Origin of the sequence: Nocardia sp. NPDC004604 (assembly GCF_040609795.1) — a bacterium.
Lineage (GTDB): Bacteria > Actinomycetota > Actinomycetes > Mycobacteriales > Mycobacteriaceae > Nocardia.
In genome coordinates this window covers 39,035-61,698 of sequence record NZ_JBEXLC010000032.1, presented here as the reverse complement: position 1 = coordinate 61,698, position 22,664 = coordinate 39,035, and the positions used below count along the sequence as shown (strand labels likewise).

At 64.3% G+C, this 22,664-nt stretch carries 18 protein-coding genes and 2 pseudogenes; 16 read left to right on the top strand and 4 right to left on the bottom strand.

The genetic code is table 11. The features are described 5' to 3' along the window. Positions 1–14: 14 nt before the first annotated feature. On the top strand, positions 15–755 hold the full coding sequence (locus tag ABZW16_RS14640) for a hypothetical protein (protein ID WP_354955925.1): 741 nt from the start codon (positions 15–17) through the stop codon (positions 753–755). After that, positions 755–1,318 (top strand): hypothetical protein, encoded by a 564-nt coding sequence (locus ABZW16_RS14635; RefSeq protein ID WP_354955923.1) that lies wholly within the window; start codon positions 755–757, stop codon positions 1,316–1,318. The genes ABZW16_RS14640 and ABZW16_RS14635 overlap by 1 nt, the downstream gene beginning before the upstream one ends. Before the next feature lie 27 nt (positions 1,319–1,345). On the opposite strand, the gene ABZW16_RS14630 is transcribed toward ABZW16_RS14635, so the two are convergent. Further along, entirely contained in the window at positions 1,346–2,077 is a 732-nt protein-coding gene (locus ABZW16_RS14630) for an FCD domain-containing protein (RefSeq protein WP_354955921.1), read from the bottom strand. Between the two features lie 165 nt (positions 2,078–2,242). On the opposite strand from ABZW16_RS14630, the gene ABZW16_RS14625 reads away from it, so the two are divergent. The 5 genes from ABZW16_RS14625 to ABZW16_RS14605 are packed head-to-tail and all read left to right on the top strand — an operon-like array spanning position 2,243 to position 6,723. Further along, the gene (locus ABZW16_RS14625) at positions 2,243–3,859 is read left to right on the top strand and encodes a bifunctional 3-(3-hydroxy-phenyl)propionate/3-hydroxycinnamic acid hydroxylase (protein WP_354955919.1); all 1,617 of its coding nucleotides are present in this window, start codon (positions 2,243–2,245) and stop codon (positions 3,857–3,859) included. Between the two features lie 40 nt (positions 3,860–3,899). Then, on the top strand, positions 3,900–4,772 hold the full coding sequence (locus ABZW16_RS14620; RefSeq protein ID WP_354955917.1) for a fumarylacetoacetate hydrolase family protein: 873 nt from the start codon (positions 3,900–3,902) through the stop codon (positions 4,770–4,772). Positions 4,773–4,783: 11 nt separating this feature from the next. Then, positions 4,784–5,710 carry a VOC family protein gene (locus ABZW16_RS14615; RefSeq protein WP_354955915.1) on the top strand — a complete coding sequence of 309 codons (927 nt, stop codon included), beginning with the start codon at positions 4,784–4,786 and terminating at the stop codon, positions 5,708–5,710. Between the two features lie 3 nt (positions 5,711–5,713). Further along, positions 5,714–6,019: a Dabb family protein gene (locus ABZW16_RS14610; RefSeq protein ID WP_354955913.1), complete on the top strand. Its 306-nt coding sequence runs from the start codon at positions 5,714–5,716 to the stop codon at positions 6,017–6,019. 29 nt (positions 6,020–6,048) lie between these two features. Further along, positions 6,049–6,723: an MBL fold metallo-hydrolase gene (locus ABZW16_RS14605; RefSeq protein ID WP_354955911.1), complete on the top strand. Its 675-nt coding sequence runs from the start codon at positions 6,049–6,051 to the stop codon at positions 6,721–6,723. A gap of 157 nt (positions 6,724–6,880) precedes the next feature. Here the strand turns inward: ABZW16_RS14605 and ABZW16_RS14600 are convergent. Beyond that, positions 6,881–7,965, bottom strand: a pseudogene (locus ABZW16_RS14600) (S-(hydroxymethyl)mycothiol dehydrogenase). Positions 7,966–8,155: 190 nt separating this feature from the next. Between ABZW16_RS14600 and ABZW16_RS14595 the strand changes: the two are divergent. The 7 genes from ABZW16_RS14595 to ABZW16_RS14565 all read left to right on the top strand — a co-directional run bounded on the left by ABZW16_RS14595 (position 8,156) and on the right by ABZW16_RS14565 (position 13,756). Then, positions 8,156–9,001: a fumarylacetoacetate hydrolase family protein gene (locus ABZW16_RS14595; protein WP_354955909.1), complete on the top strand. Its 846-nt coding sequence runs from the start codon at positions 8,156–8,158 to the stop codon at positions 8,999–9,001. Between the two features lie 85 nt (positions 9,002–9,086). Then, positions 9,087–10,067, top strand: a complete 981-nt coding sequence (locus ABZW16_RS14590; protein WP_354955907.1) for a MarR family winged helix-turn-helix transcriptional regulator — start codon at positions 9,087–9,089, stop codon at positions 10,065–10,067. Positions 10,068–10,191: 124 nt separating this feature from the next. After that, a complete protein-coding gene (locus tag ABZW16_RS14585; protein WP_354955905.1) occupies positions 10,192–10,809 on the top strand; it encodes a pyridoxamine 5'-phosphate oxidase family protein in 618 nt (205 codons plus the stop codon). Between the two features lie 113 nt (positions 10,810–10,922). Further along, the gene (locus tag ABZW16_RS14580) at positions 10,923–12,098 is read left to right on the top strand and encodes an FAD-dependent oxidoreductase (protein ID WP_354955903.1); all 1,176 of its coding nucleotides are present in this window, start codon (positions 10,923–10,925) and stop codon (positions 12,096–12,098) included. Further along, complete coding sequence (locus ABZW16_RS14575; RefSeq protein ID WP_354955901.1) at positions 12,095–12,247, top strand: hypothetical protein; 153 nt, start codon at positions 12,095–12,097, stop codon at positions 12,245–12,247. The genes ABZW16_RS14580 and ABZW16_RS14575 overlap by 4 nt, the downstream gene beginning before the upstream one ends. A 124-nt stretch (positions 12,248–12,371) precedes the next feature. Beyond that, positions 12,372–13,562 carry a cytochrome P450 gene (locus ABZW16_RS14570; protein WP_354955899.1) on the top strand — a complete coding sequence of 397 codons (1,191 nt, stop codon included), beginning with the start codon at positions 12,372–12,374 and terminating at the stop codon, positions 13,560–13,562. Beyond that, positions 13,562–13,756 carry a ferredoxin gene (locus ABZW16_RS14565; RefSeq protein WP_354955897.1) on the top strand — a complete coding sequence of 65 codons (195 nt, stop codon included), beginning with the start codon at positions 13,562–13,564 and terminating at the stop codon, positions 13,754–13,756. Before ABZW16_RS14570 ends, ABZW16_RS14565 begins: the two co-directional genes overlap by 1 nt. A gap of 343 nt (positions 13,757–14,099) precedes the next feature. On the opposite strand, the gene ABZW16_RS14560 is transcribed toward ABZW16_RS14565, so the two are convergent. Then, positions 14,100–14,891: an OB-fold domain-containing protein gene (locus ABZW16_RS14560; protein WP_354955895.1), complete on the bottom strand. Its 792-nt coding sequence runs from the start codon at positions 14,889–14,891 to the stop codon at positions 14,100–14,102. A 280-nt stretch (positions 14,892–15,171) separates the two neighbouring features. Here ABZW16_RS14560 and ABZW16_RS14555 point away from each other — a divergent pair, with 280 nt between their 5' ends. Both ABZW16_RS14555 and ABZW16_RS14550 read left to right on the top strand, forming a co-directional pair. Next, the gene (locus ABZW16_RS14555) at positions 15,172–18,462 is read left to right on the top strand and encodes a protein kinase (protein ID WP_354955893.1); all 3,291 of its coding nucleotides are present in this window, start codon (positions 15,172–15,174) and stop codon (positions 18,460–18,462) included. Between the two features lie 1,508 nt (positions 18,463–19,970). Further along, positions 19,971–20,171: pseudogene (locus tag ABZW16_RS14550) on the top strand (DUF664 domain-containing protein); the annotation flags it as partial. 266 nt (positions 20,172–20,437) lie between these two features. Here the strand turns inward: ABZW16_RS14550 and ABZW16_RS14545 are convergent. Continuing rightward, complete coding sequence (locus ABZW16_RS14545) at positions 20,438–22,012, bottom strand: ISL3 family transposase (RefSeq protein WP_354955891.1); 1,575 nt, start codon at positions 22,010–22,012, stop codon at positions 20,438–20,440. Positions 22,013–22,664 lie beyond the last annotated feature (652 nt).

Here is a 22,664-nt window from a genome sequence, read left to right as displayed (position 1 = left end):
AAGGAGTCGAAGCGATGACCGAAGTTGTCGAGGCGGTGAGGATTCCGGAGCTGAGCGCGACTCGGCGTATCCCCGGCCCCACCGGCACGAAGGAGCCGCTCAAGGTCAGCGTCTATGAGCGCATGGCCAAGGCTGCGGCACAGCTGATGCCGCTGTTCCCCTATGAAGACGCCGGCTCGGTCGTGCCGTGCGGAGCGGTGATGTGGGGCGGGCCGGACAAGGATCACGGCCACTTCTTCCATGCCAATACCGTCTCCGAGGTGGCGGTCACCTACGGGTCGAACCAGGCGATGCTCGAGAGTGGTTCGATCATGGCGACTCAGAAGTTCCACGGTGTCAACTCGTTCCTGCGGGACGAGAAGAATCCGGAGGCATTCGTGCTCGTCACGGTCACCCAGGTGCAGTCCACGGAGGCGGGGCAGGAGGAGGCGATGGTCGCCAAATGCCAGAAGTGCAAGAAGGAGATCGTTCGTCACGCGTACTCCGCTGCGGCGGAAGGTGCTCCGGACTTCGATCCTTCGCAGTTCGGCGGCCGGGAAGACGATGTGGTGCGGCAGTTCTCGACCATGGTCGGTTCGGCAGAGTTCGCGGTGATCCGAAACTCAGAAGAAGGCCGGACCTGCAAGAACTGCGGGCATGTGAATCCGCCGCACAATATCGAGGCGTGGCGGTGGGCGAACATGGTGGGCCAGACGCGGGTCGCCAATGACGCGCATCGGGCGCTGCGGGCAGCCGCGAAGGAGGCGAACCTCTGATGGGACGTCGTCGCATGCTGTCGGCCTTCAAGACGGCGGCCGAAATCGGGAACTACGCTGACCTCGCGGTGCTGCCGCTGGATGTGGATCCGCAGGTCAGCCTGTCGAGAAACTGGCTGCCGCAGCCGTTTTACCACCTCTACAGCCACGACATCGTCATCGCGCAGCTGTCGGGCCGCTCGGTGCTCCGGATGCACGACAGCTCCGTCAACTATTTCACCCTGACCACCGGTGACAACGTCTATGTACCCGCAGGGACGCCGCATCGCATCGAGCCGATCGAGGAAGGCGTGATGCTGTCCTACGTACCGCTCGAACTCGGCCTCGAGGGAGCTGCCTGGTTCTGCACACACTGTGACGCGGAGCTGTATCGGCTGGAGTGGGAACACGACAATGATGTCGAGGCCAACCGCGTGTACGCGACGGCGTGCGCACGCTTCAACTCCGATGTCGAGGCGCGTACGTGTCGTGAGTGCGGCACCGTCACCGACGAAGTGGATCTCGAAGCCCTGGGCTGGAGCGGACTGGTCGTCTCGGAGCCCGCCGGTTCCGCGACCATGTGAACGGCGGGGGAGCTGGCTCGGGACGCCTTATCCCCCATGCGGATTCGGCCGCGGGACCGTGGTAGTGCGATGCTGATCGATCAGCCGCATGGCCTGCGGTCGATCTCTCGCCGCAAGGGCGTCCACCAGTTCCTCATGCAAGCGGAGCCGCGCGGAGATGTAATCGGGCAGCGGATGCTCACGGGCCGGCTGCACCGATATGGCGTGCGACTCGATGACCTCGAGCAGACTCAGATAGATCGAGCGCATCAAGGTATTCGGGCTGACCCGTGCTATCGCGGCATGCAGGGCCCAGTTGGCGCGGACGAAGTCCATTGGCCGGTGGTCCTCGGCGGCTTGTCGCATCGTCGAAAGGATTTCGCGCATGCCGGAGATGTCACGAGCCGAGCCGTGCTCCAGGGCGTCATCGATGAGCAGCGGGTCCAGGGCGTCGCGGATGCGCATTGCATCGGTCACATCGGCCGCGGCGGCGTCCAATGAGAGGAGTGAATTCCCGAGTCTCACAAGCGGATTCGGAGTCGCCGCGAATACGCCGCCGCCGGGTCCGGAGCGGACGGTGATGACCCCGCGTGCCTGCAGGATGCGGAGTGCTTCGTTGAAGGTGCCCTTCGCGACTCCGCATTGTCGTTGCAGCTCTGCCTTCGTACCCAGATGTGCTCCGGCCGAGGCGTTTTCGGTCAGCTGGGCGATGACCTCGGCGGCGCGCTCGGTGCGCGTGCCGCGCCCGCCCCTGGTCATCTGTTCGGCCAGATCGGTCATTGCGTCCTGCTTCCTGTCTCGAAGGTTCGGCATCTCGCCCGATCAAACCTAATCAATCCATCCGGCGACTTGACATGTCCCATGGCCCAGACGATTCTAATCCTATTAATCATGCTCAATAGGGCTCAATTATTGCCCGTCGGGTATCTCCCGTAGCGAGGATCCATGCAGAACTCACATCACGACGTGGTGATTGTCGGTGCCGGTCCGGTCGGTTTGGCGGCCGCACGAATGCTCGGGCAGCTGGGGCACGACGTCGTCGTGGTCGAACGCTGGCCCGAGCCCTATCCGCTGCCCCGCGCGGTGCATTTCGATGACGAGATCGGTCGCGTGTTCCAGTCGATGGACCTCGCCGACGAGATCAAGGCCGTCACCGAACCCGTGCCGGACTTTTACGAATGGCGCAATGCCGCAGGTGACGCACTGCTGCGCATCGACTGGTCGGGGACCGGCCCGAACGGGTGGCCGACCGCCAATTTCTTCTCCCAGCCGCAGCTCGAACAGGTGCTGGCGCGCGCCGTCGATTCCATGTCCACCGTGGAGCTGGCACGCGGCCTGGACGTCATCGGCATCGAGGAACACGAGGATCGGGTGGTTGTCTCGGCCGGTGACACCCAGGTGGTGAAGGCAGGCCAGAACGTTCCGCCCACGCAGGTCACGCGCACCTTCACTGCGCGATACGTGATTGGTTGCGATGGTGCGAACAGTTTCGTGCGCAGCCGAATGAGCGTCGAGATGGAAGACCAGGGCTTCTTTTTCGATTGGCTGATCGTGGACACCATCCCCATCGACGACCAACAGTGGCAGCCGATGAACTGGCAGCTGTGCGATCCGGTCCGACCGACCACGATCGTTTCCGGTGGGCCCGGGCGGCGGCGCTGGGAATTCATGCGATTGCCGGGTGAGGATTCCGCCGAACTCGGCACCACCGCGACGGCGTGGACGCTACTCCGGGAATGGGGCAGGACCGAGGAGAACACCCGTCTCGAGCGGCACGCCATGTACACCTTCGCCGCTCGCTGGGCCGAGCGCTGGAGCAAGGGGCGACTCGCCATCGCTGGGGACGCCGCCCACCAGATGCCTCCTTTTGCAGGGCAGGGCATGTGCTCGGGACTGCGCGACGCGGCGAATCTGACGTGGAAGTTGGATCGTGTGCTGCGAGGGGTCTCCGAACCCGCCCTGCTCGACACCTATACCACCGAGAGAAGCCTGCACCTTCAACACGCGATCGCGATGTCCGTGGAGCTCGGCAAGGTGATCTGCGTGCTCGATCACGAGCAGGCGGCACAGCGGGACGCGCGCATGGTCGCCGGCGGCGCCGATCCGGCAAAGGTGTTGCCGGTGACGGCCCGCCCGGTCCTGGGCAGCGGAGTCGTGCTCGCCGACTGCGCGCTGGGCGGAACCCTGGCCCCGCAGTTCGCCGTCGAGGTCGACCGCTCACCGCACTTGCTCGACATCGCGACGGGTGCGGGTGCGGTGCTGCTGCTGGCATCCGACCAGCGGTCCGAGCAGTTGCTGGGCGCATCGCTGCGGCGGTCGCTCGCGGCGTCCGACATCATCGCGAAATCGGTTGCGGTGAACGGCAATCCCGACCTCCGGGACTTCACCGGCGAGTGGGGACGCTGGTTCGACGCCAACGGCGTTGCGGCGGTGCTGATCCGGCCCGACCACTACGTCTTCGGCGCCGCCCCGGGTGTGGACGGCGCGGCGGAACTCGCCGCTGCGTACACGACCCGCTTGCGTACCGGTGTCGTCGCCGCTCCGGCCCCCGGTGCGGCCTGAGGACCTTGACCCAACCACTATTTCTAGGAGTACTGTTTCTATGCGTATCGCGAACCTGCACGGTCGCGGAGTCTTCGTGCTCGGTGACGATGGCGCCGAGAAGGCGGCGGAAATTGCGGCCGTCTCGGCAGGACGTTTCGGTCCCGACCCGGCGCAGATCTTTGCCCGATGGGACGAGTTCAAGGAATGGACGGCCACGGTGTCCGCCGAGACGCTGGACGCGCATTCCTTGCAGCTGAATCGCGCGTTGCTGGGAGCTCCCTCCCCGGCGCCCCGGCAGGTGTTCGCGGTGGGACTGAACTACCGGGCACACGCCGCGGAATCCGGATTCGAAGCACCCGAACACCTTCCGCCGGTCTTCACGAAATACGTCTCCAGCTTCAGCGGTCCCGACTCCACGGTGGTACTGCCCGAGGGCGGAAACGTCGACTGGGAAGTCGAGCTCGTCGTCATCATCGGGCGGGAGTTGCACCGTGTCGAGCCGGACCAGGTCTGGGAGTCGGTGGCCGGACTGACAGTCGGCCAGGACATCTCGGAACGGGTATCGCAGTTGCGGGGCCCGGCTCCGCAATTCGGCCTGGGCAAGTCGTTCCCGGGATTCTCCCCGCAGGGACCCTGGCTCGTCACACCGGATGAGTTCGAGAATCCGGATGATCTGGAGATCGGCTGCTCTATCGACGGCGAGGACATGCAGAAGGGCCGTACCCGCGATCTGATTTTCCCGGTGCCCCAGCTCATCTCGGGACTGTCGCAGATGGTCACGCTGTACCCGGGTGATGTGGTGTTCACCGGGACTCCGGCAGGGGTCGGTGTCGGCCGGGAGCCGCAGCGGTTCCTGCGGCCGGGTGAAAGCCTGAACAGCCGGATCGAAGGCATCGGGACGTTGCGTCAGACGTTCGCAGCCGCCGAATAAGGAACGGGACCATGGCACTGCACGGACTGGGCAAGGTCACCATCGGTGTCCCCAACCTGGATGAAAACATCAGCTATTACACGGATTTCGGGCTCGAACATCTCGGCGCGGGCCGGTTCGCCACGGTCAACGGCGGCGAACAGCTCGAACTCGTGCACGCTCCGCGGCGACGCCTGATCGAACTGTCGATCGCCGCCGATGACGCGGACGATATCGGTTCGGTGGCAGGCAAACTCGACGGTCTCGGAATCGCCGTTCAACGAGAACAGGATTCTGTGCGAACCGTAGAGCCGGTCACCGGAACGGTGGTTCGAGTCGCCGTCCGACCGCGGGTTGTCGTAGCGCCTCCCGTACCGGCGACGCCCTACAACGGGCCCGGACGAATCGACCGGTGGGGGCGGGCGCCGTTCATCTCCCGCACGGACCGGGTGCGGCCCCGCAAGCTCGGGCATGCGGTGATCGGCACCACGGATCTCGAGACCACGATGCGATTCTTCGTCGACGGTCTCGGATTCAAGGTCAGCGACTACATGGGCGACAAGGCGGCCTTCCTGCGGTGTTCCATCGAACACCACAATGTTCTGGTGATGGCCGCCCCGGTCAATTTCATGCATCACACCAGCTGGCAGGTCGACGATATCGATGAAGTCGGCCGAGGTGCGTTCACGATGCTGGAGGATCACCCGGAACGGCACATCTGGGGACTAGGACGTCACTACGCCGGCGCCAACTTCTTCTGGTATCTCAAGGATCCCGCGGGCAACTTCTCCGAGTACTACTCGGACATGGACACCTGCCCGGAGGACGAGCTGTGGAGCCCCGACGTGCTGCACGGGCTGCAAGGTTTGTACTCGTGGGGGCCGCCGCCTCCGGCATCGTTCCTCGAACCCGACGACCTCGCGGCACTGATGACCGGTGCCCACTCCACGAAGGGATGATTGATGAACCTCACCCACGTCGTGGCTTTCGGTTTCCGTGATGACCTGCCCGAAGAGCTGATGGCGGCCCTGGAGGAGGGCCTCGATGCCCTGTCGTCGTCGCTGCCGGGCGTCATGTCCTATCGGCACGGGCGCGATCTCGGCCTGCGGCCCGGCAATGTGTCGTACGCGATCACCGCGGTATTCGACAGTCAGGATTCGCTTGCCGCATATCTCGAGCACCCGGATCATCTGAGTCTGGTGGAACGACTCCGTCCATTCGTCGAAACCCGCTCCGCGGTGCAGTTCCGGTCGTCCGACGCCGCCTGATCACCCGAAAGACTGGGAGGAAGCCTCGCATGGAAATCACTCACTACGGCCACGCGTGCGTGTACGTCGAGATCACCGCCACCGACGGTGCGCCGCGCCGGGTATTGTTCGACCCCGGCACCTACTCGCACGGTTTCGAGCAGCTCCGCGATCTCGATCTGATCCTGATCACGCACAGTCACCCGGATCACCTTGATCCCGGCAGGTTTTCGCAGCTCCTCGCGGACAACCCGGACGCTGAACTGGTGCTCGGCGCGCACAGCGCGGGGGTCCTGGTGGAGGCGGGACAGCGGGATGTGGCGGATTCGCGCGGTCATATCGTGCGACCGGGCGACGAACGGTCGGTTCGAGGAATCGATATCAGCGTCATTGGCGGTGAGCACGCTTGTATCCACTCCGCGCTACCGCCGTCGGACAACCTCGGGTTCATCCTCGGCGGCGACCTGCTGCACCCCGGTGACGCTTTCGACGATCCCGCGCGACCCATCGATGTTCTGCTGCTGCCGATCGGCGGTCCGTGGATGAAGATCGGGGAGGGCATCGACTACCTGCGCGCTGTCGCACCCCGGGTGGCGATTCCGATCCACCAGGCCGGCCTGGCAGAAATTCATCAGAACATGCACTGCGGGCTGCTGAAGAGCCTCGCACCGGCTGGCACCGAGATTGCGGTACTCGAACACGGTGTGCCGCAGCGCGTTTCATGAGGATGCTGTCCCTCTGACTACGTTGCCGCTGGGGTGCCGCCCGGATCCCGGCGGCAACGTACCGCCCGGGTTTCGGATGCGCGCCTGGGCCGTGGGCCCGCTGAAGAGACTTTCAGTCACGCTCTTCAGCGGGCCCCACACTGATTTGGCCGCGCTGTCAGAGAATTACCACTGAGCGCAGCACGTGGCCGTGATGCATCCTGGTGAAGGCCGCCTCGACCTCGTCCAGCGCGATGGTCTCGGAGACGAACCCGTCGAGGTCCAGCCGGCCCTGCTTGTAGAGCTCGACGAGATAGGGGAAGTCGCGCGAGGGCAGGCAGTCGCCGTACCACGAGGACTTCAACGATCCACCACGCGAGAAGAAGTCGATGAGCGGCATCTCGAGGGTCATGTCCGGTGTCGGCACGCCCACCAGCACCACGGTGCCCGCCAGATCGCGCGCGTAGAACGCCTGCTTCCAGGTCTCCGGGCGCCCCACGGCATCGATCACCACATCCGCGCCGAAGCCGTCGGTGAGTTCCTGAACCCGCTCCACCGCATCCTCTTCGGCGGCATTGACGGTGTGGGTGGCCCCGAATCCGGCGGCCCTCTCCAGCTTCCGCTCGTCGATGTCGACCGCGATCACGGTGGTCGCACCAGCCAGCTTCGCACCCGCGATGGCCGCGTTGCCGACGCCGCCGCAGCCGATGACGGCGACCGAGTCACCGCCGCTCACCCCACCGGTATTGATGGCCGCGCCCAGCCCGGCCATGACACCGCAGCCCAGCAGCCCCACCGCGGCGGGGGACACGCTCGGGTCCACCTTGGTGCACTGCCCCGCGTGCACCAGGGTCTTCTCCGCGAAGGCGCCGATGCCCAGCGCGGGGGTGAGCGGGGTCCCATCGGTGAGCGTCATGGGCTGGGACGCGTTGAAGGTCGAGAAGCAGTACCAGGGCTGCCCTTGCGGCAGGCGCGACACGAACCGCACACCGCCCGCCAGTTCAGGATCACGAAATCTCCGGGCTCGACATCGGTGACGCTCTCGCCCACCGATTCCACGATGCCGGCGGCCTCGTGCCCGAGCAGGAACGGGAATTCGTCATTGATGCCACCCTCGCGGTAGTGCAGGTCGGTGTGGCACACCCCGCAGGCCTGCACCCGCACCACGGCCTCACCCGGACCCGGGTCCGGGATGACGATGTCGGCGACTTCCACCGGCGCGTTCTTGGAGCGGGCGACGACGCCTCGCGCGATCTGGGACACGGAAAACCCTTTCTCGGCAACGGTTGATACCCGGCCTCGCAGGTCCGGGAGAAGTCAGAAAGTACGTACTCGGATGATTTCCAAGAAAATTGATGCACCATCACTGGGTGCACTGGAAAGAATATAGTACGTATACATCCTATTTCGATAGTGGGCTTCACGGCTCAGCGGCTGATCAGGAGAGCACAACATGCGGCTGGTTTCGTACAACGATGGTCGAGCAGGTCAGTTGATCGGGGACGACGAGATCGTCCCGATCGCCGGAACCATGCGGAGCGTGATCGAGCGCTGGGCCCGGGACGGTGCGCGACCTACCCCGTTGTCCGAGGATGTGATCCCGCTGCACGACGCCGTATTGCGGACTCCGGTTGCGGATCCCTCGAAGGTCATCGCCGCGCCCGTGAACTACCGGGACCACCAGGTCGAGATGAATGTCGACGCCCAGGTCGGTGCGCTGGGTTTCTTCCTCGAGGCTCCGTCATCCTTGCTCGATCCGGGCGGCACGATCCAGCTGCCCTATCACGACCGGCGATTCGACCAGGAGGGCGAGCTCGCGGTCATCATCGGCCGGACCGCGCGCATGGTGGACGAACACGAAGCTCTCGAGTACGTGTTCGGTTACACGGGGCTGCTCGATATCACCATGCGCGGAGGGGAGGACCGCTCGACTCGGAAGTCGTTCGACACCTTCACCCCCATGGGGCCGTTGCTGGTGACCGCCGATGAGTTCGGTGACCCGGGCAATGTCGAATTGCGTTGCTGGGTCAACGATCAGCTGCGCCAGCACGCGAACACCTCGGACCTGATCTGGAGTGTGGCCAAACTGATCTCGTACGCCTCGTCCGTCACCACCCTCAACCCTGGCGATGTCGTCACCACGGGCACGCCCGCCGGTGTCGGGCCGATCCAGGCGGGCGACAATATCCGGCTCGAGATCTCCGGCATCGGACTTCCTCTCACGGCGCGAGTAGCCGCGGACGAGGCGATCGCGTGCCCGACCTCGGGACGCGATCGACGACCGGTCTCGCCCGCATGAGGTCGGAAGCCGTGTGAGCAGCGCCGACTCCGGCACCGGATCCCCGTAGACTCCGGATCGGCGAGCAGAAGATTACGGAGGCAAGGTGGCAAGCCGTCTTGTCGGAACGGAAGGTACGACGGTGCGAGCGGGTGGACCGCCTGCGTTGACGAGCGCTCCGGGGTATCTCATTCGGTGTGCTCAGCAAGCGCACGTCGCGGTCTGGCAGCACCTCGCACGAACCGAGCTCACCTCCCTCCAGTTCGGCGTACTGCTGGTGCTGGGACAACAACGGGAAGCCGACCAGCGAACCGTCGCCGAGCTGATGTCGCTGGACAAGGCGACCACCGCGGACATTCTGCGTCGACTGGTACGAAAGGGTTTGGTGGCCAGGCACCGCGATCACGCTGATGGCCGCAGGATGCTGGCGCGACTGACCTGCGACGGCCGGACCGCGCTGTTGACCACCGCACCGGCCGTGGTCGAGGTTCAGGACCGGCTGCTGCAACCGCTGTCCTTCGATGACGGTGAGCACTTGCTCGGGCTGCTTCGTGAGGTCGCCTACCGCGGTGAACCACCCAGCGGCACTGCGGATATCGCGGTGAATGCGCCCGTGCCCGGATGGCCATTGCGCCTGCCCGCACTGCGGTTGCACACAGCGCCGGGGCATCTGATCCGGCGAGCACAACAGCTCCACACCCTGTTGTGGACGGATCTGGTGTCGCCCGCGCTGACCTCCGTTCAATACAGCGTGCTGCTGGTGCTGGACGGGCATCCTCCAATGGACCAGCGCATGCTGGGGCGCCTTGCCTCTCTCGACAAGTCGACAGGCGGCGACGTTCTGTCCCGCCTGGAATCCCGCGGGCTCGTCATCCGTACTCGTGACGCGGTGGACGGGCGCCGGAACATGGTCCGGTTGACGACGGAGGGCCATCGCGTGCTCCTGGCGCACGCGCCATCGGTACGACAGGTGCAACAGGAACTACTCCGTCCGCTGAGCGACTCGCAATCGCAGCTCTTCATCGAACTGATGGGGAAGCTGATCGGAACGGTGCAATCGGAAGCGACGCGGCACAGGTCGAACTGACCGTGGCGGTCGCTTCGCTGCCGAGATGCCCTGCGCTTTCTGCACAGCGGAACGACATTGCCTCCATCAAGTGACATCGCCCACAGTTCTTGGCAAGGGTCGTATTCGTCGATCCAGGTGTGACGTGCCGAACGTCCGTCTCCAAAATCTTTCCAGCGCACCTCAAAGGGAGGCAATGATGCCCAGTCCCGAACCGTCCATGGGGGACATTCAAGAGGCGATCGTCGAGCTGCTGCGTGCCGAAGAGATCGGGACCCTCGCCACCATCGATTCCGAAGGGCGTCCCTCGGCGTCGTACATGCACTTCGCGAGCGATGGGCTCATCGTTTACACGCATACGTTCAGCTACACCCGTAAGCACCTGCAAATGCAGCGGAATCCCAACGTCAGCTACACAATCGGCCATCTGCCGCCCGAGGGCTACGCGGGTCGGCGGGAAACTCGTTATCTGCAGATCCAGGGGCATGCCACTCTTGTGACGGATCCGGCAGAGATCCAGCGGGTCGTGGAAGTCAGCCTCGAGCAATTTCCCTGGGCCGCAGACACATCCATGTACGACAACATCAAGGTTCCCGACCAGGGCCAGCAGGTCTTCTATCGCATCGAACCGGTCGAGGGATTGTGGTCCGACAATCGCATTCGGATGCTCTGGCGAGTCCTGCTCGAATTTGCCGACGGCGGCAAAGCCATTACCAATGCCGAGGACTACAACGTCGCGGTCGGCCGGCGAGCCCGCCGATAGCTGCCGGAAGGAACACCGGCGTTACCGCGGTCCAGCGGATCGACCATCGCAGTCTGAGTAGGAGTTGTCATGGGGAAGAACAGTTTTCAGCAGGTTTCCGGACGGGGGGCTCCGTGAGCGGCCGGCGTCGTCTGGTGGTTGTCGGAGGATCCCAGGCGGGTTGCGTCACGGCTGCGGCCTTACGGCAGTTCGGGTTCGATGGCGAGATCACTGTGATCGGCGACGAACGGCACCGGCCTTACGCCCGGCCGCCGCTGTCGAAAGGTGTTCTCGGCGGTACCGAGCCCGATGACAGTGTCTTTCTTTCTACCGCTGACGATCTCGACATCGTCGGTGGTGTGCGGGCGGTTCGTCTCGATATGGAGCGGAAGCTCGTCGAGCTGAGCGATAAGGACAGCATCCGATACGACGGCTTGGTCGTCGCGACCGGGGCCCGGGCTCGCCGGTTGTCGCGGCACGGCGAAGAGGTCACGCTGCGAACCCTCGACGATGCCATCCATCTCCGCGAACGCTTCGACAATGCTCGGGAGGTTGCGGTCGCGGGTGGCGGCTTCCTCGGCCTCGAGATCGCTTCGACCGCCGCGAGTCTCGGCAAGGCGGTCACGGTGATCGATCAGATCACTCCATTGGCAGGCCGTCTCGGCCCGCTGCTGTCGGACATGGTGTTGACCGCCGCCGCCGAGGCGGGAGTGAAGGTCCGCGTGTCCACCGGCGGTGTGGAACTCCGGCCGGGGCGGCACGGGGGTGATCGTTTGCAGTCGACGGACGGAACCGTGCTCGCCGAAGCCGACGTGGTCGTCACCGCGGTCGGCGACGTTCCGAACGTGGAGTGGTTGCACGGCAGCGGTATTGCCTTGAACGGCGGCGTCGTTGTCGACGCGGACTGCCGAGTTGCTCCGGATATCGTCGCGGCCGGCGATGTCACCAGCGCCCCTGGCGTCGACGGCCGATACGGACGCACTCCGCACTGGTGGAATGCGTCAGCACAGGCGACGACCGCGGCCTCGACCCTCCTCGGCCGTGAGCCGGAAACCCGGCCGGGCAGCAGGGCGTCCTTCTGCTGGACGGAGGCTTTCGGGCTTCGTATCCGAATCGCTGGGCAACTGCCTCCGATCGGTGAGCCCGTAGTGGTCGGCGGGTCACTCGAGGATCGGAGCGTACTGCTGGCCTGGTCACCTCCCGACGGAGGCACGGGCATCGGTACCGCCGCGGCGGTGAATTTCCCGATATCAGCGCCGAAACTCCGCCGGCTCGCCGAAGATCCGACCGCTCGAGGAGGTGCGCGGTGAACAGGCCCACCGGCACGATTCCACGCTCCGATGTCGATCTCTTCTCCGAAGCGGTCATGGCCGAGCCCTACTCGGAGTTTCGCGCTCTTCGTGATGCGGGCCCGGGGGTCTACCTGGATCGGCATGATGTCTCGGCCGTGGCCCGCTAACAACGTTCTGCGCGGCCTCGAGTCGTTGCCGGTCACCGTGATCGGCAACTGACATCCTCCGGCAGCCCAGATGCTCGACCCGCATTTTCGCGGGTGATCGGAAAGGAACGACATGATAACTCCTGTGGATTCGGATGAATTCTTCAATCCGCTGAATCCTGCGCACATCCCCGATCCCGACAACTTCATGGCGGCATCGAGAAGAGGATGCCCGGTCGGGAGGGTCAGCGATGTCCTCTACACCGCGAACACCGACGATCTCGTCCGCGCGGTATTCGATGACACCGAACACTTTTCGAGTCGCGGTAACTTCACGGTGGGCGTCGAGGACGTGCAGACCCCCGTCACCATGATCACCCAGTCGGACGAACCGGAACACGGGGTGCTGCGCGCCAGGCTGTTGAAGAATTTGGCGCCGGCGCGTCTGCGCAACCTCACGCCCGAGGTCGAAGGTATCGTCCGCGACGCGCTCGCGGCGCTTCCCAGCTCCGGCCGCGTCGACTTGTACACGGACTACACGCATTTCATTCCCGCTGCCGTCCTGTATGCCCTGATAGGAATCTCCAAGCCCGCTTGGCGTGAAGTCCAGGGGTGGGCCGACGTCATCGTGAGCGTCGTTCCGGAACCCGTCGACGGCTTGCCGGAGTTCGGTGCGCTGATGGGGTTTCTGGCCAAACTGGTCGAGGAGCGCCGGTCTCACCCGGAAGATCGTCACGAGGATGTGCTGGACAACCTCTGCTTCGCCGAACCCGGCGAGAAGGAGCTGCCAGCGCTCGATGTTGTCTGTCATCTCTTCCAGCTCGTCGTGGCCGCGACCGATACGACTCGTGGGCTGATCGCCAACTGCCTGTATCGCCTGCTCGAGAATCACAGTACATGGGAAGCCGTGGTGGCCGATCGATCGTTGCTGCCGAACGCGATCGAGGAGTCGCTGCGTCTGGACTCGCCCGCTCAGTTCATGGTCCGGTCGGTGATCGAGGATGTCAGTCTCGGCGAATGCCCCGTTCCGGCGGGTAAGAAGCTCTACCTGAACATCCAATCCGCCAACCACGACGAGAAGCGGTGGGGTGACGATTCACGCACCTATCGGATCGATCGACCGGATTCCGCCGCGCACTTGGCATTCGGACGTGGAATACACACGTGCATCGGCGCTCCGCTGGCGCGGATCGAGGCCCGCTTGGCTATCGGCGCGCTCATGGACGCCCATCCGTCGATGCGGCTGACACCGGATGCGACCTGGGAGAAATGCGACGGGATCTTAACCCGGCGGGTGGCGTCCGTTCCGGTCTCGATCAACGGGGAGGAGATTTGATGAAGATCGAACTCGATCGCAACCGCTGTGAAGGGCACGCTATGTGCGAGGCCGCCGCTCCCCGATTCTTCTCGGTGGATGACGAGGGTGATCTGACGATCCTCGAGGACGAGGTGCCGGAGTCCGAGAAATCGGCAGTGAACTCCGCTGTGCTCAGCTGTCCCGTCGCGGCGTTGAAACTGTTGTCACCGTAGGAGTTACGGCGCGTTTGGACGCGCACATCAGGGGGTCCCGGGCGCCTGGGCCGGGCACATCGTGGCCGCGGATCGGCTGTCGGGGCGTTGCGCTCCTATGGGCGGTGGCACGCTGGCTGGATAATCGACGAGACCACTGCCCTCATCGCGGCCGTCGCCGACCGCTTCAAGACCCGGCTGGAGAGCCTGGAGTTGGAGATTGCCGAGGCGGTCGTGGTGGAGGTCCCGGCGGTGGCCGCCGACCCCGCCGCGTCCGCCGAGGTGCGGATCGGCATGCGCGCCTCGTTGTCACCATGCCTGTTGCCGAATTGCTTTGCAGCACAGCGGAATCGAAACTGTGTCGCTAGCCGTGGACGTAAGCGGGCGCAGAGTCGGGGTAGGCGCGCCACGCCCATGACAGCGAGTCCAGCAGATTGCGTTTGAGCGTTCGCGCATCACGAGTGTCGCCGGGGCGTTGAACGAGGGCCTCGCGAATCATCTGGACGAACCGCCAGCGGGTGACGCCGAAGGCGACCAGCAATTCGCCGGCACTGGCGCCGCCGGACGGGGCCCGTCGGATCGCGAACTCGACCACGGATCTCGCGTCGGTGTTGAGCGATTTGGTTGCCGCCAGAAAATCGCAGTGCGTCATCGATGAACGAACCCATTCCAGGGCATGGGTGGTGTGTGTCGCCAGGGAAGTCGTCGACTGCGGGCTCTTGGGATCATTCGCGGGCGGGGTGGTGCCGTGCGGGCGCCGTGGATCGGTGGTGTCGATGGCGAAAACCGGGAATCGGTCCGCGGGCGGGTCGGGTTCGTATCTGACACGGATCGGCTGGTCCGATGGTGGTGGGAGCTCACCATCGATCGTGGAGTAGATCCAGGGGCCGTCGTCGAGTTCGACGATGGCGACCGTCGACTGCTCCCACGTCCCGGCGTTCGATGGGTGATGCGCCACTTTCCACGACACGATCGACCCCGTGCCCGAGGAGGGCACCCAGTCCAGAGTGGTGGACCGGCACGATGAGCAGGCGTTGGTCATCGGCGCGACCAACGTCGCACAGTCGGTGCAATGCCGAATCATCAAGGTCGCACCGCCGTGGCGCTCGGAGGCGTCGTTGACGTGTCGTGGGTTCTCCGGCTTGTGGTCGAACATGGGAATCCTCGCCAGTTCTTGCCTGCGCTGTCACTGTCGAGCCTGCGTCACGGACGGCCCTACCCGCGACGGTCGAACTACCAACGGCATACCTATTTCTGCCGCCCCGGCCCAGCGGAGGTGCTGGTCGACGAGGGTTTTCGCCGTGTTCAGGCGATCGGCACAAAAGACGGTCGCGGCCGATGGTATCGAGTGCTCCGAACCCGCGCGGCCTTGTTGCGGCGGTAGATGGTCTGTGGGTTCGCTGGGGATATTCTGATTTGTGGGGCTGTAGGTGGCAATGGTTGAGAACGATCCCCTCGAAACGCAGCGTGATGTCGGTGTGGACGTCGTCACGGAGCTGAGTGCGGCCGGGTTCGAGCACGCCGAGGAGATCGGGCGGGGTGGATTCGGCGCGGTGTACCGCTGCACTCAGATTGCCGCGGACCGTGCGGTGGCGGTGAAGGTTTTCACCGGTGAGCTGGAGGAGAATAGGGAACGGTTCTTTCGCGAGCAGCATGCGATGGGGCGACTCACTGGGCACCCGAATATCGTCAGCATGCTCGAGATTGGTGAGACCGGGTCCGGTCGTCCGTACCTGGTGATGCCGTACTGCTCTCGAGGCTCCCTGGACGCACGGATCCGGCGCGATGGTCCGCTATCGGTTGCGGAAGTGCTTCATCTCGGGGTGAAAATGGCGGGGGCGCTGGAGAGTGCGCATCGTCTCGGTGTTCTGCATCGTGATGTCAAACCGGCGAACATTCTGTTGACCGATTTCGGTGAGCCGGCGTTGACGGATTTCGGGATAGCTCATATCACTGGCGGATTCGAGACGACATCGGGGGCGATCACGGGTTCGCCGGCCTTCATCGCGCCGGAGGTCCTCGGCGGACAGCCGCAGAGCCCCGCCGCGGACCTGTACGGGTTGGGAGCTACGTTGTTCTGCGCCCTGACCGGACATGCAGCGTTCGAACGGCGAAGCGGGGAGGAGGTCGTAGCGCAATTCGTCCGGATCACGAGTCACCGGCTTCCGGACCTGCGCGAGTCGGGCTTACCGGAGGACGTCTGCTCGACCATCGAGGCGGCCATGGCTCGCGACCCGTACGACCGCCCCACGGTCGTACAGTTGGGCGAGCAGCTGCGACGCATACAGCTCGATCACGGTTTCACTGCCGACGAGATGGCGCTGCCGACTCGGCCGGAGCTTGGCCCTGATGCTGTTGTGGCTTCGGAAGACGCAGTGCCGCAGGGAGTTTCTCGCTTGCACGGTGGTGGGTTGCGTGCAGGCGTGGGAAATCTGCCGTTGGAGCTGACAAGTTTCGTCGATCGGCGAACCCAGCTGTCCGAGGTCAAGAACCTGCTGTCCGGGTCGCGGCTGGTGACCCTGACCGGGATCGGCGGAGTCGGCAAGTCACGGCTCGCGCTACGTGTGGCGCACAAGATCCGCAGCAAATTCGAGAATGGGGCGTGGCTGATCGAATTGGGTGAGCTGGACGACGATGCGTCGCTGCCCGATGTCGTTTCCGCGGCTTTCGGTGTGCGTGACCATGGAGGTGGACCGACGCTCGACACGTTGGTAGAACTTTTGACTCCATACGATGTGCTACTTGTATTGGACAACTGCGAGCACATGATCGACGCGGTCACGAGCCTGTCCGAAACGCTCATGCGAGCGTGCCCGCACCTGCGGATCCTGGCGACCAGTCGCGAGGCTCTGGGGATCGGCGGGGAAAGGGTGTATCCACTGCCGCCGCTGGAGATTCCCGATCCGGCCGTCGAACCGGGGCTGCGGACGGTGGCGCGCTACGACGCGGTGAAGCTGTTCGCCGAACGGGCTGCCGCAGCGGTGCCGGGCTTCGAAGTTACCGACGACAACAGGCTGACCTCCGCGAGGATCTGTACCAAGCTCGAGGGTTTGCCGCTGGCGATCGAGCTGGCCGCGGCCCGCCTGAGGACGATGTCCGTCGAAGAGATCCTGTCCCGGATGAACGACCGGTACGCTCTGCTGACTCGCGGCAGCCGGGGTGCTCCGAAGCGGCAGCAGACGATGCGGTATTGCATCGACTGGAGCTATGACCTGTGCACACCGGACGAACAGCGATTGTGGCGCCGGTTGTCCGTATTCGCCGGCGGCTTCGAACTCGATGCGGCTGAGCAGGTGTGTGTCGACAGAGCGGGCGAGCCGGAGCTGCACGATGCAATGTCGGCGCTGCTGGACAAGTCGATCCTCTCCCGGAAGGAAGTAGCCGATACGGTGCGCTTCGGGATGCTCGAGACTGTCCGGGAATTCGGCCGGGAGAAGGCTGAAGAGGCCGGCGAATACCCAGATCTGTTCCGGCGGCATCTGGACTGGTGTACGCAACTCGCACGCGAGGCGGATTCGGAGTGGATCGGTCCGCACCAGATGAAATGGTTCGAACGGCTGGAGCGAGAGCTGCCGAATGTGCGGAAGGCACTGGAATACAGCCTGTCCGAGTCCGACGATCGCGCGGTGCGAATCGTGCCCTGCCTGTTCCTGTTCTGGTTCTTGCGTGGGCGGCTCAGCGAGGGGCGCCGGTGGTATGAGCGCGCCCTGGTTCAATCATCGGGCGGCCGACCTGAGGACCGGGCCAAGGCGCTGTATGCGGCAAGCTCCATGGCAGCGGTGCAGGGCGATATGTCCACCGCCGGCCGCTGGCTGTCAGAGCTCCGGACACTGGCCGAGCAGACTGCCGCTCCCTTGATCACAGCGCTGCTCGCCCACGTCGAGGCGAACCACGCTTTCGCCAGTAGCGACGCTGATTCAACTCGTACGGTTGACCGACTGATTTATGCGATCGGTACTTACGAAGAGACCGGTGATCTCGGACTGCAGTTGTATGCCCGTATCGCGCTGGGATGGTGCTACGCACTGAACGGAGATACGTCGCGTGCCGCTGCCTGTCACACCGAGGTACGCGAGATCACTGAATCGGCGGGCGAGGTGATCTATCGGTCGTGGGCGTTGTGGGGGATCGGATTCGCCGCGTGGCGAGAAGGCGAGCCCGACCGCGCCACGCGTGCGCTGGTAGAGGGTATTCAATTGGCCCATATGTTGACCGATCCCCTCGTCGCCACCGGTTGTCTGGATACCCTGGCCTGGATCGCTGTCGAGAAGCACGATGCCTACCGTGCAGCTGTCCTGCTCGGTGCCGCGGACGCCTCGGGGCGCATGGCCGGCAGCTCCACGTCGTTCATCTTCCGCGCTCTGCACACCTATCGTGATGAGTGCGAGCGGAGCAGTCGTCAGTTACTCGGTCTACGTGCGTTCGACGTAGCGCGACAGGAAGGTGCATCGATGAGTCTCGATGCCGCGCTCGGCTTCGCACTCGGCGAGCGAGTCAAACCTGCCTCGCCGCTTCCGCACTCGCTCGACAGCCTCACCGCGCGCGAGCGCCAGGTCGCGAACCTGGTCGCCGAAGGTCTGACCAACAAGGCGATCGCTGACCGCCTGTCGGTTTCGCCGCGTACCGCGCAGGGACACGTCGAACATATCCTCACCAAGTTGGGGTTCACATCACGCGCCCAAATCGCCGCATGGGCAGTAGCCCAGGCGCACAACACATTCGAATGAACCGATCAGCGGCGAGCGAACTGTCCTCTGCGAGATTCCACAGCGATTGACGACAACGATCTCGAGGTTGTCGAAGAGGACCTGCCGAGAGAGCGACACGCATGGCTGCCCATAGTCGCCACGACGAGCGGGGGCGCGGCGGTGCAGCATGCCTTCCAATGGTTTCGCGACGTCGGTGCGCTCGGGTGCGGCGGTGCCAGCGGCGTTCGGTCCTCGCGCTGGATGCGGGCCGCGTGTTTGCAGCCAGAACCGGCTTCGACGGCTTCCACACAGCATTTGCCGCTATCGGTATCCTCGCCGGTCTCGGAGCCATCGTCGCAGCAACCGGCTTTCGGCGCGGCACTTGAACGGAATCGGCCCCGTTGCTGTGCGTCCGATATCCGACACTCCGCCGATCCGGTGCCGGGTATCGGATGCGGTGCGGGATGATATGCGACCGGCAGATCGCCGCCGGATCGGAGTCCGGGCCCCGGTAGTGGTTGCCGGTGCGGATCAATACGGACGGTGTCGAGATCGTCGCCGATCGTGGCGCGGAACCGTTTCCCGGCGAACAGTTATTCGCGCCGGAGGCATATCTCCGGGTGCAGTATCAGGGGTCATCGGTGAACTCAATGATCTGGAGGTAGTTGCCATCAGGGTGGTCCGCGAATGTCGCGAAGCGGCCCAACGGTCGGTCGGCGGGCTCGGCGATCCAATGTGCACCCGCGTCCCGCAATTCATGGACCAACACAGGGCTCCGATGTGCGTGCCTCGCCTGCTGGATGCCGCTGCCGCAGTGTCGGATTCGGATCTTTCGCTCACTCGCCGCCCGGCGAGTGGTACGCCGGGCGGATCCTGGCACGCGTCCTCGGCAACGCCGCCGTTCGCACCGTCACCGACGCGGTCGGGAACAAACACGATTTACGGCAACCGAATAGCGCTGGATCAGGCCGACAGGCGGCAGCCCTGCGGTGTTCGCTGTGTCCCGGCCAGGGTGTGCACCGCCGTGTGGTGGCGATGCGGTTGAACTGACGTTGTTTGAGTCTCTGTGTTATTGGGTGGCGGGATTCTGAGCGCGGTGTCGAGTGCTTCGGCGTGGGCCCAATCGACAAGCGCTCTCCGGTGAACACGATTCCGCTCACCGACGGCGGGTGAGGGCCTGACCGGCCTCGTCAACACCATGGACCCAAGCGCGTCGCTGCCGGGATGACCCCAGAGGTGACCATGATCTATCTCGCCGACAGCAACGACCCACACGGGCGTCGTCATCACATATAGCCTGGAATCAAAATGCGGCATACTGCCCTTGCGCGGCAGGCCGCTTGACAGGCCTGGGCTGCGGTATCGATGCACGCCCGCATCGCCCACGCTCGGTCCGCAATTCGCGCGGCGAGCATCTCTTCCCGGTCGTTCTTTCACGCTGGACGCTTCGTCTCCCTCCCGAGATCGATCGCTGCGCCGCCGCTTCGTGTCATTCGGCCGACCGACCGCACAAGCCTCAATCCCCCAACAGAATGGAGTGAAAGCCCATGAGTACCAACCGAATTACCAACGGCATCGAGCGAGCGATCATCGAGAACATGCTCGACCGCAACCGCGAAGCGCTCATCGAGACCGTACGCGGTCTGTCCGATGCGGACGCCCGCCGACGACTCGTCACATCGCTGACGACACCGATCTCATTGATCAAGCATGCCGCTGCTGCGGAACGGATCTGGTTTCAACGGTTCGATCGACATCCCCGATGAATTCGCCTACAAGACAGTTCTGCGCGACGAAGAATCCCCTCCGCGCACTACCCGGCTTCGGCGATGAACTGCTGCAATGCTGATCCTGCACACCAGACGGGCCGATCGTGCCTAGTCACACCGGAACCGTTGTGCCGGTGCGGCATCCAGACGTACTTCGGCAATATTCACGAACCCGCGTCTGGGATGTCAACGGCAAGCGAATCGTGGATCAGGCACAAATTTCGTGATTCGGCGAGCTGGATTGGTTAGTCGCTCAACAGGATTCGCTTTCGGAGGAGGTCCGGTTTCGCTCGCCCGAACATCTGGCGTTTGATCATCTTGATTCGGTTGACGTGCCCTTCGACCGGGCCGCTGTTCCAGGGCAGGGTCAGTCCGGCGGTGACCGCATCGAGGTCGCGGCGCAGGCCTCGGACGAACGAGTGCAGGGCCGGGAAGTCGTCGGTGTCGACGGCTTTCATCCACTGTTCGAGTTCACGGCCGCGGAGCTGGCGCATGAGCGTGGCGAAAGCACGGACGTGACCGGCCAAGCTGGTGAGTTCGGGGCTCGCGGCCAAGATCGCCTTGAGCCGTTGACGATTGTCGGGCTCGAGGTTGGCGGGGTCGGTCATGATCCAGGTGACGGCCCGGCGAACCGAGGGTGGTTTGCAGACTGAGCGGGGGACGTGGCCGGTCGTGCGGAATGGCTGTAGATAGTTCATGACGATCTTGGCTCCACCTTGGTAGCCGCGGGCTTTGATCTCGTGGAAGAGCTCGGTGGCGTTGGTGCAGCCCTCGTTCCATCGCTGATGCAGGTAAGGCTTGAACTCCTCCAACAGGCTCGGACGCTGCCCGGTGCCGTTGTTGACCAGCATCTCCTCGACACTGGCCGCCCGGGCGAAGCGCCGAACGGTTCCGCGGGCAAGACCGAGCCGGGCGCCGATCGCCAGGATGCTCACGCCGTCGTCGAGTAGCGCGTGGACTGCGGCATAACGTTCACGCGCCCGCACAGCCCACTTGTCGGTCCTTTCCGCCGGCGACTCGGTCCTCGTGCCGGTTACTGGTATTTCCTGTTGGGCCGCGATATCCAGTTCGCTGGCCGACTGTGCATCGGCCATCGCCTGTTCGGCGACCGCAACCAGACAGTCGCGGTGCCGGGCCACGACGCGTTCGACCGCTTCGCCGAGGTTGTGCCAGATGTGCCAGCGGTCTGCGACCTGCAATGCATGGGGTGCTCCGGCAGCGATGCCTTCGGCACAGGCGCCAGCGCGGTCCCGGCAGACGATCTCGACGCCGGGATGGGCTCGCAGCCAGGCTGCGAGGGTTTCGGCACGGCGGTCTTCGAGCACATCGACCGGACGCCGGGTCTCGATGTCGATCAGAATCGATCCGTAATGATGCCCGCGACGAAGCGCGAAATCGTCGACACCGAGCACACGTGGAGTCGCCCGGTCCGGATCGGGCAGTGCCCGGATCTGCCGCAACAACGTCATCCGGCTGACCGTGGACGCCAGATGCCGGGTCATCCGAGCCCCCGGACGACCGCCCAAGGCCAGCGCGACCGCACACAGCAGCCGTTGCAGGATGCTCGTGCGCCGGGCATACCGCGCCGCTAACCCTGGGACTTGCTCGGCGAAAGTCCTTCTGTCGCAATCGGAGTTGTCGCAGAACAACCGCCTCACCCGCAACCGGATCACTACCTCACGGCCGGTGATCGCGGTGTCGGACAACCGCCGCCGATAACGGCTATGGACCCGGCGGGACAACGTTCCGCAGCCCGGACAGACAGCCTCCTCGTCGCGAGTCCTCGCATCGAGGTTCACTCGAAGCCCGAACGCGGTCATGCCGTCGAACTGCAGCCCATCCAGGTGCGGGAACAGGACCTCGATCGGTCCAAGATCAGAACACTGGCGACATGATCGATCATCAAGCGCCCATTGGCAATCCAGGACCGGTCAATCACGCAAACCGTGCCAGATCCCGGATTCACGTGCTGCCGACATGGGAAATGGTTGACGAAAATTGAATTTAGTCGAGATGAAGCATCGATACATGTTCCGGAGTTGGTGTCCCGAGTACAAGAGACAATTGCAGAGAAGAACTATCGAATGAGCATCGTGTCACGATTTATTTCACCCTCGGGTTGGGTGAAAATAAACTTCAAGGCAAGTAGCTGATGTAGTCGGTAGGCTGCACCTGTTCGCCACGTACGCCGCCACGCACGTCAAGGAGCGACACTGCCTCTGACAGCGCGCGGTCGAGTAGTTCGGTTCGGCGACCGGTCCGACGATGCGCCACATGACAAGCAACATTCGACATGCGGCGGAGCCGCCAGCGTGAGCAGCAGTGCGGAAAGCGTTGTGCACCAGCCTAATCCATTGAACAAACTCATCCGCGGAATCCGGCGGCCGTCGGCATCGCCTTGAATCTCGAACGCGATCGCATCATCGGCCGTTTCACCCTCGACGAATGACACCAGGGCGCACCGGGGTGTAG

Excerpts from the sequence above, each read along its gene's own strand:
- ABZW16_RS14640 (WP_354955925.1), top strand. The coding sequence starts at position 15 with ATGACCGAAGTTGTCGAGGCGGTGAGGATTCCGGAGCTGAGCGCGACT.
- ABZW16_RS14635 (WP_354955923.1), top strand. The coding sequence starts at position 755 with ATGGGACGTCGTCGCATGCTGTCGGCCTTCAAGACGGCGGCCGAAATC.
- ABZW16_RS14630 (WP_354955921.1), bottom strand. The coding sequence starts at position 2,077 with ATGACCGATCTGGCCGAACAGATGACCAGGGGCGGGCGCGGCACGCGC.
- ABZW16_RS14625 (WP_354955919.1), top strand. The coding sequence starts at position 2,243 with ATGCAGAACTCACATCACGACGTGGTGATTGTCGGTGCCGGTCCGGTC.
- ABZW16_RS14620 (WP_354955917.1), top strand. The coding sequence starts at position 3,900 with ATGCGTATCGCGAACCTGCACGGTCGCGGAGTCTTCGTGCTCGGTGAC.
- ABZW16_RS14615 (WP_354955915.1), top strand. The coding sequence starts at position 4,784 with ATGGCACTGCACGGACTGGGCAAGGTCACCATCGGTGTCCCCAACCTG.
- ABZW16_RS14610 (WP_354955913.1), top strand. The coding sequence starts at position 5,714 with ATGAACCTCACCCACGTCGTGGCTTTCGGTTTCCGTGATGACCTGCCC.
- ABZW16_RS14605 (WP_354955911.1), top strand. The coding sequence starts at position 6,049 with ATGGAAATCACTCACTACGGCCACGCGTGCGTGTACGTCGAGATCACC.
- ABZW16_RS14595 (WP_354955909.1), top strand. The coding sequence starts at position 8,156 with ATGCGGCTGGTTTCGTACAACGATGGTCGAGCAGGTCAGTTGATCGGG.
- ABZW16_RS14565 (WP_354955897.1), top strand. The coding sequence starts at position 13,562 with ATGAAGATCGAACTCGATCGCAACCGCTGTGAAGGGCACGCTATGTGC.
- ABZW16_RS14560 (WP_354955895.1), bottom strand. The coding sequence starts at position 14,891 with ATGTTCGACCACAAGCCGGAGAACCCACGACACGTCAACGACGCCTCC.
- ABZW16_RS14555 (WP_354955893.1), top strand. The coding sequence starts at position 15,172 with ATGGTTGAGAACGATCCCCTCGAAACGCAGCGTGATGTCGGTGTGGAC.
- ABZW16_RS14545 (WP_354955891.1), bottom strand. The coding sequence starts at position 22,012 with ATGACCGCGTTCGGGCTTCGAGTGAACCTCGATGCGAGGACTCGCGAC.